The 12208-nt window shown below is 33.3% G+C and carries 17 protein-coding genes; 8 read left to right on the top strand and 9 right to left on the bottom strand.

Features of this window, described 5'->3' with window-relative positions; genetic code table 11:
- Positions 1 to 28: 28 nt before the first annotated feature.
- Complete coding sequence (locus P177_RS19980; RefSeq protein WP_157486398.1) at positions 29 to 199, bottom strand: hypothetical protein; 171 nt, start codon at positions 197 to 199, stop codon at positions 29 to 31.
- A gap of 5 nt (positions 200 to 204) precedes the next feature.
- On the bottom strand, positions 205 to 1566 hold the full coding sequence (locus P177_RS00415; protein WP_036150685.1) for an NAD-dependent succinate-semialdehyde dehydrogenase: 1362 nt from the start codon (positions 1564 to 1566) through the stop codon (positions 205 to 207).
- 197 nt (positions 1567 to 1763) lie between these two features.
- Here P177_RS00415 and P177_RS00410 point away from each other — a divergent pair, with 197 nt between their 5' ends.
- The 3 genes from P177_RS00410 to P177_RS00400 are packed head-to-tail and all read left to right on the top strand — an operon-like array spanning position 1764 to position 2645.
- A complete protein-coding gene (locus P177_RS00410) occupies positions 1764 to 2096 on the top strand; it encodes a YtxH domain-containing protein (RefSeq protein ID WP_036150682.1) in 333 nt (110 codons plus the stop codon).
- Positions 2097 to 2444 (top strand): phage holin family protein, encoded by a 348-nt coding sequence (locus P177_RS00405; RefSeq protein ID WP_036150679.1) that lies wholly within the window; start codon positions 2097 to 2099, stop codon positions 2442 to 2444. It begins immediately after the preceding gene.
- Positions 2445 to 2450: 6 nt separating this feature from the next.
- A complete protein-coding gene (locus P177_RS00400; protein WP_036150676.1) occupies positions 2451 to 2645 on the top strand; it encodes a hypothetical protein in 195 nt (64 codons plus the stop codon).
- A 93-nt stretch (positions 2646 to 2738) separates the two neighbouring features.
- Here the strand turns inward: P177_RS00400 and P177_RS00395 are convergent, their stop codons facing one another.
- Positions 2739 to 3206, bottom strand: a complete 468-nt coding sequence (locus P177_RS00395) for a Dps family protein (protein ID WP_036150673.1) — start codon at positions 3204 to 3206, stop codon at positions 2739 to 2741.
- 110 nt (positions 3207 to 3316) lie between these two features.
- Positions 3317 to 3922 (bottom strand): DUF2652 domain-containing protein, encoded by a 606-nt coding sequence (locus tag P177_RS00390; RefSeq protein WP_036150670.1) that lies wholly within the window; start codon positions 3920 to 3922, stop codon positions 3317 to 3319.
- 247 nt (positions 3923 to 4169) lie between these two features.
- Here P177_RS00390 and P177_RS00385 point away from each other — a divergent pair, with 247 nt between their 5' ends.
- Complete coding sequence (locus P177_RS00385; protein ID WP_036150667.1) at positions 4170 to 5246, top strand: DNA topoisomerase IB; 1077 nt, start codon at positions 4170 to 4172, stop codon at positions 5244 to 5246.
- A gap of 10 nt (positions 5247 to 5256) precedes the next feature.
- Here the strand turns inward: P177_RS00385 and P177_RS00380 are convergent, their stop codons facing one another.
- On the bottom strand, positions 5257 to 5469 hold the full coding sequence (locus P177_RS00380) for a hypervirulence associated TUDOR domain-containing protein (protein WP_036150664.1): 213 nt from the start codon (positions 5467 to 5469) through the stop codon (positions 5257 to 5259).
- 267 nt (positions 5470 to 5736) lie between these two features.
- Here P177_RS00380 and P177_RS00375 point away from each other — a divergent pair, with 267 nt between their 5' ends.
- The 3 genes from P177_RS00375 to P177_RS00365 all read left to right on the top strand — a co-directional run bounded on the left by P177_RS00375 (position 5737) and on the right by P177_RS00365 (position 7357).
- Complete coding sequence (locus P177_RS00375) at positions 5737 to 5979, top strand: hypothetical protein (protein ID WP_157486396.1); 243 nt, start codon at positions 5737 to 5739, stop codon at positions 5977 to 5979.
- A gap of 49 nt (positions 5980 to 6028) precedes the next feature.
- Complete coding sequence (locus tag P177_RS00370) at positions 6029 to 6478, top strand: ferritin-like domain-containing protein (protein WP_036150657.1); 450 nt, start codon at positions 6029 to 6031, stop codon at positions 6476 to 6478.
- Positions 6479 to 6694: 216 nt separating this feature from the next.
- Entirely contained in the window at positions 6695 to 7357 is a 663-nt protein-coding gene (locus P177_RS00365) for an SOS response-associated peptidase family protein (RefSeq protein WP_167333083.1), read from the top strand.
- Here P177_RS00365 and P177_RS00360 read toward each other — a convergent pair.
- Together P177_RS00360 and P177_RS00355 are read right to left on the bottom strand one after the other, a co-directional pair.
- The gene (locus tag P177_RS00360; RefSeq protein WP_036150650.1) at positions 7354 to 8391 is read right to left on the bottom strand and encodes a helix-turn-helix domain-containing protein; all 1038 of its coding nucleotides are present in this window, start codon (positions 8389 to 8391) and stop codon (positions 7354 to 7356) included. The two genes, P177_RS00365 and P177_RS00360, sit on opposite strands and share 4 nt — an antisense overlap.
- A 170-nt stretch (positions 8392 to 8561) precedes the next feature.
- The gene (locus tag P177_RS00355; RefSeq protein ID WP_036150647.1) at positions 8562 to 9608 is read right to left on the bottom strand and encodes a helix-turn-helix domain-containing protein; all 1047 of its coding nucleotides are present in this window, start codon (positions 9606 to 9608) and stop codon (positions 8562 to 8564) included.
- A gap of 273 nt (positions 9609 to 9881) precedes the next feature.
- Here P177_RS00355 and P177_RS00350 point away from each other — a divergent pair, with 273 nt between their 5' ends.
- On the top strand, positions 9882 to 10064 hold the full coding sequence (locus P177_RS00350) for a membrane protein (protein ID WP_036150642.1): 183 nt from the start codon (positions 9882 to 9884) through the stop codon (positions 10062 to 10064).
- A gap of 70 nt (positions 10065 to 10134) precedes the next feature.
- On the opposite strand, the gene P177_RS00345 is transcribed toward P177_RS00350, so the two are convergent.
- Positions 10135 to 11691: a hypothetical protein gene (locus P177_RS00345; protein WP_157486394.1), complete on the bottom strand. Its 1557-nt coding sequence runs from the start codon at positions 11689 to 11691 to the stop codon at positions 10135 to 10137.
- Positions 11692 to 11771: 80 nt separating this feature from the next.
- Positions 11772 to 12182: an arsenate reductase family protein gene (locus tag P177_RS00340; RefSeq protein ID WP_036150637.1), complete on the bottom strand. Its 411-nt coding sequence runs from the start codon at positions 12180 to 12182 to the stop codon at positions 11772 to 11774.
- Positions 12183 to 12208: the final 26 nt, after the last annotated feature.

Genomic DNA, 12208 nt, shown 5'->3' with positions numbered 1-12208 from the left:
AGTTAATACTGGCAATATCTTGCCCTCTCTAATTGGTAAAAAACACGTTTGATATGATGATACCACCAATAAGAAGTACTAAAAAAGCAACTAGAATAGTTACCCCTAATTTTGTTTTTTTATTCTTCTGAAGGATGAATTCTCTTGTGTTTTCTTCAGGTTCTTTTACAAATTTTGTCTCTTGATTATTTTTTTTCATGATATTTATTTTTTAATGTATACTGTTTTTTTGTTTACGAATTCTAATATTCCTTCTCTAGATAATTCTCGTCCATAACCCGATGCCTTAGTACCTCCAAAAGGTAGTCTTGGGTCAGATTTTACCATATCATTTATAAAAAATGCGCCATCAGGTATATTAGATATCACGTTCATTGCAGCATCAATATCTTCTGTAAAGAGCATGCTGCCAAGTCCTAGTCTAGAGTTTGTGGCCAAGGCAATCGCCTCATCCCTATCTTTTGCTTTAAGAATAGCTGCAACCGGTCCAAAAGTTTCTTCTTTGAAAACGGGCATTTCTGCGGTTACCTCAGTTAATATGGTAGGGGCAAAATAAGCGCCATCCCTTTCATTGCCAAGAACAACCTTTGCGCCTAACGCTATCGACTTATCTACTTGTTCTTGTAATTCCTCTGCCAGGTCTTCACGAGCCATAACACCAATAAAAGTATCTTCTTGCATGGGGTCGCCAATTTTAAAAGACTTTACTTGCTCGGTAAAATGTGCTAAAAAATCATCATAGATATCGGCACATACAATAAAACGTTTTGCTGCAATACAACTTTGCCCGGTATTTTGCATACGAGCCGTTGCCATGGTTTTAATATACTTTTCTAAATCAGCATCTTCCCAAACGATGCAAGCGTTATTACCGCCAAGTTCTAGAACCGATTTTTTAAGGTTGGATCCTGCGGTAGCTGCAATTGATTTTCCAGCTTTTTCGCTTCCGGTAAGAGTTACCGCTTTAATACCATCATTGCCAATAAGATTTTCAATTTCTTCGTGACCGGCCTTTATACTTTGAAAACATCCTTCGGGATATCCGGCATCTAAAAATAGCTGTTCAATAGCCAAAGAACATCCAGTTACATTTTGCGCGTGTTTCAGCATTGCCGTATTACCTGCGGTCAATGTAGGCGCGGCAAAACGTAATACTTGCCAAAACGGATAATTCCACGGCATAACAGCAAGAACACATCCTAAGGGATCATGACTTATAAAACTTTCATCCGCATCTGTTTCAATAATTTCATCAGCTAATAAATCTTCAGCATTTAAAGCATAAAAATCACACACCCATGCACATTTTTCTATTTCTGAAATACCTTGAGAATACGGTTTGCCCATTTCCTGTGTCATCAATGCTGCATAATCCTCTTTACGGTCTATAAGCAGCTCAGCAACATTGGTTAAAAGGTCACACCTATCTGCAATGTCCATGCTTGCCCATGATGCTTCTATGGAAAGCGCTTTTTTTAATTTTAAACTGATTTCAGTAGACGAATCTTGAGTATAAGAATTGACTACAGTACCATTATATGGATTCTTTAATTGATATTCTTTCATAGTACAAATTTAGAGGTAAGAAGGTTTTTCGGTTAATTCGTTTCATTTTATTCTTGACCCTTTTAAACGATTGTTATAGTTAATATTAAACGGTTTAGAGTTAAGCATTTGTGTGATTTAATATAAACTTTGTAGAAGACAATAAAACAATTATTGTTATTTACTAAAAGAAACGTTTAATCCAAAAAAATTATAACATGAACAATAGTGGAAATACATTATTAGCAATTATTGCGGGTTCTGCAATTGGTGCGGCCTTAGGAATTCTTTATGCACCTGATAAGGGTGAGAATACTAGAAAATTAATTGCTGATCAGGCAGCGGCAACAAAAGATAACTTTACAGAAAGTGCTTTAGACCTTAAAAATAGAGTCGCTTCAAAAATGTCTGACGAAAGAGAAACTTTAGATACCAGAGTTGAGTCTTTGGTTTCTGATATAAGTTATAAAACTGAAGATGTAATTTCAACTTTAGAGAAGAAATTGTCAGAGTTAAAGACTAAAAATAAGAAACTGCAGAAAACAGTATAAATGGGAATAATTGATTCACTTAACGAAACGTCTGACAAGGCAATTGATGTAGGAGAGGTTTATTATAAAAAAACCCAAGAATACTACAGGCTTAAAGTGTTTCAACAATTAACGATGACCACTGGTATGCTGCTGAAAACAGCAGTATTTGGTGGTCTTGGTTTTATGGCATTGGTATTTATAACCGTTGCCGGTGTTGTTTACTTGGCAAAAGTGATTGACAGTATGGTAGGCGCTTGCCTTATTGCTGGAGCTTTCTTTGGAGTATTGTTGATTTTGGCCTATGTTTTTAGACGCAAAATAGATAACCTGTTAGTTAAAAAACTATCGGTTAAATTCTTTAACTAAATAGATATGTATAAAAATTTTGAGGAAGTAGAGTTTCATTTAAAACGCTTAAAATTAGAGCGTGAAATTGCTTTAGAGGAGCTAAAGGGCATAAAAAATGACGTGAAGCAAGATTTAAGTCCGTACAATTGGGTATCGACTGCAATCTCTGCTGCCAAAAAATTCGGTATGCTATATTTAGTGCGCAAAGTGGTCAAATAGAATTACTATTCAGCACTGTAATAACAGTTGTATAAATAAGAAAAGCACCTCATTTAATGAGGTGCTTTTTTATATGTTCTTGTTAGATAAGATCTATTCCTTTGTCCAGGCATCAAGCATCCAACTTACTTTTTCAATTTCGCCAATGTAGCCACCGATCATATCAATTGTTCCTTCATCTCCACCAGCTTCGGCAATTTTTACCACCTTGCTCATTTGCTTCAATAATGTTTCGTGCTGATCTAAAATATGTTTTACCATTTCGGTATCAGAAATAAGAGAAGGTGTTTCTTTTATTGAAGACACTTCAAAATATTTTGAAAACTCGCTTGTTGGGTTATGTCTTAACGTTAAGATACGTTCAGCGATTTCGTCAATTTTGATTCTTGCATCAGTATATAACTCTTCAAATTTAATATGAAGGTCGAAAAAGTTTTTTCCAGACACGTTCCAGTGATACCCTCTTAAATTTTGATAGTATAAATTATAATCTGCCAATAGCGTGTTTAATTCATCAACAATTGGCTCAATATCTTTTGACTTAATATCTAAATAGCTCATAAAATTTTGTTTAATTGTTTATAGCACAAATTTAACAAAAATAGCCGTATTAGGTTGACTCAGAAAAGCTATAGATGAACACTTTAACGATATTTAACGTTGAAGGCAAGCTATTCTTTTACCAATGGTTTTAGATTAATATAAGAGTAGTTTATTTCTCCAACATGGTCATATTCGGTAGAGTTCTGCTTAAGAGATCCCCAATCAAATTGTTCGTCTAAATTATTCTCTTTATAATAGTTGGTTAAACCTTCGGTAAAGAGCAAGTATTCGCTCATTCTAATTTTGTTCTTTAAAAGTTTATGGGCAATAATAAGGTCTTCTCCAAAAAGTTTTATGCTGTTGCCTACTTTAGTTAAGGCTATTTCCTTACCATAATGAAGTATAATTTTTAAGCCAAGTATTTTAGGTATGGCTGCAGCGTCTTTATTTTTTTTGTGTTTCTCCCGTAAGGCATCTAACTCTTTATAGAATTCAGTATAGAAAATTCTGCATTGCTCAATAAGTGCCTCTAGACTGGGCATTTCACCGGTCTTAAAGAATAAAACGGCATCGCCCTCTATTTCAGAAACTTTAAGCCCTATTTTATTGGTGTAGATAATTTGGTTCAATAGTGCCGGAATTATTTTTGAACTCAGTTCAAAATCCGTTTCACTCATAAACTCCGTAAATCCACTTATGTCTGGTATGCAAATTAACATTGGTGATCCTTTCATAAGCAGTAGTAATGTGTAAGGTAGCAAGGTATTGAAGTTTTAAAAGTAAAAAGACTCCGTATCCTAAAAATACTACCGCAATCAAATTGAAATTAATTCTATTAAGGTGTACAAATAGATATGTTTTGGGTTATAAAATGGTGTAATAACATACGGGTTTAGCGGTATTATGCATTATTTTTGTTTCACGTTTAATAAAATAGGGTAAACAAAATTTGAATTTATATCATTTTTATATCAACATGTAATGAATTATTCAGAACTATTGGCAGGTGAACCACATGATGTAGCAGCACACATGCAATTAAAATATGTAGGCAGAGAAGCACTTTCAATACTTCGGATAAAGGAAAAGAATGAATTTCAGTACTTATTAAAGAATAAGCCACTTAGTAAAAAGTCTGAACTATCTAGAATTAAAAAGTTGGTGATTCCACCAGCTTGGCAAGAAGTTAAGATTGCATCTATTGCAAATGCACATTTACAAGCAGTGGGTTATGATGATAAGCATAGGTTGCAATACCGGTATCATGACCTATGGTTACGGGTTAGAAACCGTACCAAATTTTTAAGAATGCATCAATTTGGTGAAGCGTTACCTTTAATTCGGCAAAAAGTTGATGAAGATTTACTGTTACAAGGGTGGCCAAAAGAAAAAGTACTTGCGTTAATTGTTAGATTGATGGAAGAAACACACATTCGTATAGGTAATCAGCAATATGCCAAAAGAAATAAAACATACGGATTGTCTACCTTAAGAACACGGCATTTAAAGACGAGCAAGAATAAGTTGAAATTTGAATTCACAGGTAAAAAAGGAAAGAAACATAGTATTACCCTTAATAATAGAAAATTACGCAGATTGGTTTTGCAATGTGAAGAAATACCAGGGTGGGACCTTTTTCAGTTTTTTGATGAAGACGGTACTAAAACAAGTGTAGATAGTGGTATGGTAAATGAATATTTGCAAGATATTAGCGGAGATTTATTTACCGCTAAAGATTTTAGAACTTGGTCTGGCACCATTATATTTTTTGAATCGTTGATGGAAAATGAACCTACCATAGAAGAAAATCAAATAAAGAAGAACACTGTTAAAGCTTTTGACGCTACAGCGAAAGCCTTGGGAAATACCAGAAATGTATGTAAGAAATATTACGTACACCCTTATGTAGTCAACAAATATGAGAGAAACGAATTGGATACTATTTTTGAAGAGGTAGAAGCGGCAAGTTCAACTGAATATCAAACTGCGGCAGAAAAAGCATTGATTAAATTAATATCAGATTTTAATCCGCTTTTGAATTTATCTAAAAAGAAGTAATGCAATTTGTTCAGTCGGCTCTTTCGACTTCACTTTCGCTCTTTAGCACATAATCTCCATCATCTTGTTTGATGTAAAGTGCTTTGTCATCATCATTACCATTTCTGGTGATTTCATTCCCTTTAATGGTTTTGGTAGTTTTTGAAGTATAAGTTTCCTCAACAGTACCTTCTGCGGTACCATTACCCCAAGACCATTTTACAACTGTACCTTTTCTAATCATGCTGACTCTAATATTTGTTTGTGCTTTCCATCACTTCTAGTTTTTTGGAGAACCAGTGATGGAAATTACCATACAACGGGGCACAAACATGAGAACTAAATTTATACTGCAAGTTCTATGATTTTATGATTTATTGTGTAAAAAGGGCACTTTATTTTTAATTCTAATACGCTGAATATTAACCCAATTGAAAGGAGTTAATGCTAAAGGGGATTAAGGCAAAAAGTACCTGTTCTCAAAATTATATTTGTCTTCAAAACAATGCAGATGATAAATTTAATAGCAAATATTTCAATAATAATCGGTCTAGGTTTTATCGGCTTATTACTAAGGGATTATTCTATTAAAAACAACATGAATGATTTGGAACTGGAAGATGAAGATGCGTTTTGTGATATAGACGTTGACCATGTTCTAATGTATTCAGACCAGTCTAAACCAAAAGATATAGGTGAGTTAAAAAGAAAACTGCAAGACTTTAAACATAGAAATAAATTTTATAAGATGTAATTGTGATTGACATCTTTAAATAAAAATCACATCATTTAAATAGAAAACAATGAGTACATATACAGAAGAAGTAGGAGAAAAATTAAATGAACTTTTAGAAAAAACGTATGATGCAGAAAAAGGCTTTAAAAAAGCGGCAGAAAATACGGAAAATGTTCAGTTGAAATCATTTTTTGAAGCAAAGGCAAAGCAACGTTATGATTTTGGTCACGAGCTAAAAGCAGAGATAATGTCTTTTGGTCAAGAAATCGATAAAGGAGATAGTATTACCGGAAAAGCGCATAGAGCTTGGATGGATGTAAAAGCACTATTCTCTTTAGATAATGCAGAGTCAATGCTAGAAGAGGCAATTAGAGGAGAGAAAGCGGCTATTGAGGAGTATGAAGAGGTTCTAGGCGACACATCTTTACCATCAACAACTGCTACTATTTTAAAAAGTCAAAAAGAAGCCATAAAAAGCGGGCTTTCAAACATTAAAATGTTAGAGGATATTAGATAGGTAAACGCTATACCAGAAAATGAAGAGGCTGTAAAAAGCCTCTTTTTTTATTTCTAAGCTTAAGTGATTTCCACAACTATAATAGGGAAATAAACGGCTTGTTTTTAATGCGTTATCTTTTTTTGTTTATGCAATAACAGTGCTTCATCTAATTGGCGAACTTTATGATTAAAGCAAAAGATTGATATGTATTTTAAAATTTCGAATACAGCAAAAATGAAGGAGATAGAGCGAGATGTAAATGCTTTGTTCAAGTATCCAAACCTATATACACCACAGGTCGTTATCAGCGGTTTAACAGAAGTTTCAATCCCTATTATAACGATGGATGAACCCGAAGCCGTCTCTTTGGCAATTTGGGGGCTATTACCAAGTAGTTTTAATGATGATTGGGAGTTATTTCAAAAACTGACCAATACCTTGACGATACCTGCCCAAAAAATCAAGGCAGATACCTGGTATCATGATTCGTTTAAAAATAGAAGGTGTATTATACCGGTAACAGGGTTCTTTACTTCGGTTTTAAAGAATGGAGAAATCTATCCGTATCACGTAAGTAGTAAAAATGGGGGAATTTTATATTTAGCGGGCATTTACACCATTCTAGATGATGGGTTTATAACGTGTTCATTACTTACTGGTCCTTTAGAAAAAGAGGTTATAAACTATCAAAACCTCGTAGATTATATGCCAAGCATCATAGATCATGATGATAAATATGAATGGCTGTCTGGCAGTACAAATGTTGAAAGGGCGGTAGAACTGTTACAACCGCCACACAAAACAAGTTTAGACGTGAGGCCTATAGCCAAAAATTTATTTAATCAAGACATTTCATATGATAGCATGTTAAAGCCATATGAGTATCCGGAAAGTTAACGAAGCGATGAATTTTTGTTCTTTAAATGTTTCCTGTAATCCGTAGGGAGAATATCATACGCTTCAAAGAATATCTTAGAAAAATAACTTCTACTTTTTATACCGATTGCATAAACGATTTCTGACACCGATAAATCAGAATTTTTTAGGTAATCTTTTGATATTTCTAGCTTCAATTGCCTAACATACTCGTTTACAGTTTTAGAATACAGGATTTTGAATCCTAATTGTAGTTTTTTTGGACTTAAGCCAGATTCTGCACTCAAAGTGGAGATAGAAATATTGTCGGAAATATGCTCTAAAATATAAGTGGTCAACTTATGAATCTTAAGAATATCCTCTTTAGAAATAGCTTCAGGTAAATTCATATTTTCTTCAAAATTTTTATGTTCTAATAGCTGCAGCGATAGAATTAAGTAAAGTCTGCCTTCAAGGGACAGAGACCTTAACATACCGCTAGTAGCATCGACATTGTTAAGCAATTTAATTTCGTCTGCAATTCTTAAGCTAAAACTACCACCGTGTTTAAAAGCGGCTTCTCCTTTGCTATCATTGAATAATGAAACCAACAATTGATTTAATTGAGAGACATTGTTATTCTTCTTTTGTAAATACTCTTTACGGTTTATACGTATAAAATTGATTCTTAAGTGTTCGTTCTTCGGAAACAAAAAAGTTTTTTTGGCGTCACTCTTATGTGATATGATCGTATTCTGAAATTGTTCTAACCTTGTAAATGAATCGGTATTGTTTTCACTATACTCAAAATAGCCCTGTGTGATAAAAATAAATTCTATTGGTGCTAAGTCTTGGGTGTCAAAAACAATCCTTATTTCTTTATTAAGAAAAATATCGCAATCAATAAGAGATACCCCCCAGTTGAAACCTATGGTTCTCAAGGTGCCTTTACCGTAATTATTGTTGAATGTTAACACACTTTCGCCCCAATCCTCTCTTAGTTCTCCCTGTATGCATGTTTGCAATTGGGTGAATATATCGTCTGACTTTGAACTATGTATGGTTAACTCTTTCATTGTTTCTTTTTATGTACAATGGTAATTGTACATTACAAAAAAACTAGAAAATAGATAATTTCATTAACACTTTTGAAATGTTAATTGACACAAATGCGGACATTTGAATAGGTAAGAAATGTTAAATTATGTTATCAAAAGCTTGTAAACAGCCTGTTTCAGGGCAAATTTCAACTACTAGAAGTATCTCCTTTATTAGCAGTATCGAGTTTTTGCATGTACTGTTTTGGAGACATAGAATAGCGTTTTTTGAATAATTTTGAAAAGTAACTTCTAGAATTTATTCCAATTCTATAAGTAATCTCAGTAATGTTTAAGGTGGTATTCTCCATCAAATGCCTGGCTTTTTCCATGCGTTTGTTTTGAGTGTATTCTTTAACCGATAAGCCAAACAAACTTTGAAATCCGTTTTGAAGCGTATTTTGATTTAGACCAACTTTTTTAGCAAGTGTAAGAATATCTGGTGCCTGTTCTAAATTGTTATCTATAAAATTGGCGGCCTCTTCAATTCTAATCACTGTTGATTGCCTTAATATGGTTCTTTTTTCACTTGGCGAGGCATCATCTACATACTGGCGTAAATGGTGGGCCAATATTTCATAACATTTACCTTCTATAAAAACACTCTTGGTAAACCCCTGATCATCGGTCTGGTTAATTTCTTCAATGCATTTAGCGATATCCAAACTGTAATGGCCTTTATGAAAAAATAGGTTAATGCCGTTTACATCTCTAAAAAGCCCTTCAAGATCTTCATCCATTTCAGGTAGAAACGATTCTATTTTCTCCTCAAATAGCTTTCTGTTGATTTCAAGATTAAAAAAGCACATGGGTTCATTTGCTTTTAAGGTGAGAACATTACCATATTTACTGTTACATGAAAAAATAGCACTTTCTAAATGTTTAATTTCTGTTTGTTTTTCTTGACCATCAAACTCATGTAGCAATGTTTTTTCTCTATTAAAAACAATTTCTAATGGTTGAACCAAAGACTGGTTTAACACAAACCGGACATCTTTCTTAAGCGTAATATCAACATCCATAATGCCGACACCGTGAGAAAAACTAATTGCTTTTATATGTCCGGTACCCGCTTCTTCGGGTATATCCATACAAATTTCATTATTTTCTTCCTTATAGTTTACACCTAATCTTTGGGCGATATCTTTAACCACATCTACCACATTCAATTCCTTAAGTTCCTTTTTTGTGCTCATTAAAACAATAGAATATAGGTACAATATAAGGTAAATTTTAAAAGGTGATGCACCCTAAAAAATCACATTATTAATACATAAAACACAGTAAAGTGTTGATTTTCAAATTATTTGGGGTATTTGGGTAGATGAGTTAAGATTTTTTTTTTTACAACCAAACCATTCTGCATAATTGTAGCATTTTTGTCTTGAGAGGTAAGATAAACTATATGTTAACAAGTTAATCTCACTGCCTAACAATAAATATGTTAACCTAATTATTAAAACTATATTATGAAGAAGTCACTATTAATGATTGTTTTTGCATTTGCAACAATGAGCATTGCAACAAGCTGTAGAGAAGAAAAAACTACGGGAGAAAAAATTGAAGAGGGAATGGATGATGTTGGAGATGAAATTGAAGATGGAGCTGACGAAGTTGAAGACGCAGTAGAAGATGCTACTGATGACAACTAGAATATAAATTTGCTATGAAAATTAAAGCCAGATAGTTTAACTATCTGGCTTTTTTAGTTGTAAAGTGTTCTTATTCTTTTTTGCCATTACCGGTCAATACACTTAGAAGTCCGTCTTGAAGATTGATCCATAAATAATTGAAGAAAGATTTATGCTTGGTGCGCTCTACAGAAATGTCACCATATCTATATCCTTCCGCATCAGCTTTAGAACCATCGTTCACGAATAGATTTCCAATAAAAGAAAGTACTTTTTTAACGGCAATTCGTTCTTTGTTCAAGACTTGAAACTTAAAATCTTCATAACTCATTTTTATTTCCCCGGTAGAGGTGTATTCATCACCAGAAATGGTAAAGTAAAGTTGATCAATGGTACCTGTAGTTTGTGTTCTTAGGTTGGGTACCAAAAACTCATTTAGCCTTTCGGTTTTTAAGTTTGATAGTCGCCCAGATATTAAAAAGGAGTTACGGGGGTCGTGCACATTAAACTGCCAGTCTAAATGAAATTTGCCAGTGCCCATTAAATTAGCGTCTAGTTGAATTTTTACCGGGTCTTTTACAGCAATCATATTAGATAAATTACTGATAGAGACATCTAAATCGTTAAAATGAAGCGCACCGGCTTTGGTATTGTTGGGCATATCCTCTTCATAGATAATTGTTCCTTTTTCAATAAAAACGGAGTCAATTGCCACTTTAAAGGGCAGTTTTTGCAATAATTCGCCATAAAGTGGTTTTTTTCTGAAATCTTCTAATCTAGATTTATCTCTGTACATTTCTAAATTTGGCTCAGAAAGAATTAGATGTTTAAAATGCACTTGAAGAGAATCATTGCTTGCCAAATAGGTATGGTTTTTAACTGTAATTGTCGGTACTTTTAAATCTACATGATCTCGTTGATAGGTTATTTCTTTGCTTAGTTCAGATTTTGAATATATTGTGGAAAGTGAAATATTAGTAATATCAATGGTTGAATTATTCATTACCATAGATTCTAAATGTAATTTTTCATACTTGCCTAAAGGAGCAGTGAAATTTAGAAATTCGATGTTATATTTTGAGAACGTAAAGGGAACATATTTGGTAATAACTTCTGGGTCGGTAGCTACATTATTTAAGTGCAGCCCTATAGACTCTACAGCAATCAATTCCACTTCCTCTTCTGAATCCCAAATTTCAACAATACCATCTTCAAAAATGAGTTCTTCAACGAAAATCTCTTTTAACAGTTTTATAGGATTGCTTTTGTTTGCAATTACATTATCAGAATCTTTTGGGCAAGTCTTAAAATTGAGATGAGGTTTAGAAAGGGTAAGTGTTTTGATGAAAATAGACTTTTCAAAAAGTATCTTCCAATAGCTAAATCCTTTTATGGAGAGTTGATCGGCATTAACCTTAATTTCACAAGATGAAGTTTGCCTGCCCAGACTCACTACAGTAACATCATAAAATGCAATGTTACCTTTAATAAGGTTAATGGTAAGTTTATCATATGAAAAATCTATGTGATCAGGTACTTTCCTTTCCAAAAAGCTAATAACTTCCCTCTTCATTTTCCATTCCGCAAGCATATAACCGCCAACGCAGAAAATAAATACAACAATCAGCCATTTAAATAATTTGGACATAGGCATAAATTAATGGGATGTAAATTAAAATGCAGAAAACCCTATGTCAAGAAGTAGACACCATAGATTGGTATAGTAAATTATTTATAAGGTTTTTCAATACCCGCACTATCTGGATCCATATATTGTTTGTAGTCAGATGCGCTAGTAAGTTCTATATATGTATCTCCTTTTATAACAATGGCATTTTTAAGGAATCTTGGATTTTTGTCCAAAATCTTCAACCAACCGTCATCATCTAAATCAACATAATTTTCACCATAGGTTTCCTTAAAATCCGGTAAATCTGTGTTCACTAGATCTGAAATCTCTTTACCAATCCCCTCTGCTAATTCTGCCCATTGGGTACCTGTAACATTGGTTTTTGAAATATCTATTGTTAAATGTTCTTTGCCAGACGATTCCACATAAGCATTCAATTGTTTACCTATTGAGTTTTCTGAACTGTAGTATAATGTTATCTGTTTTTTATCCATAGCAATTACTCCCATCACTTTTTTTTAAAAGTACTTACATC

Origin of the sequence: Maribacter forsetii DSM 18668 (genome assembly GCF_000744105.1) — a bacterium.
GTDB classification, from domain to species: Bacteria; Bacteroidota; Bacteroidia; order Flavobacteriales; family Flavobacteriaceae; genus Maribacter; species Maribacter forsetii.
The sequence above is the reverse complement of the archived record's forward strand: the minus strand, read 5'-3'. Positions and strand labels throughout refer to the sequence as shown.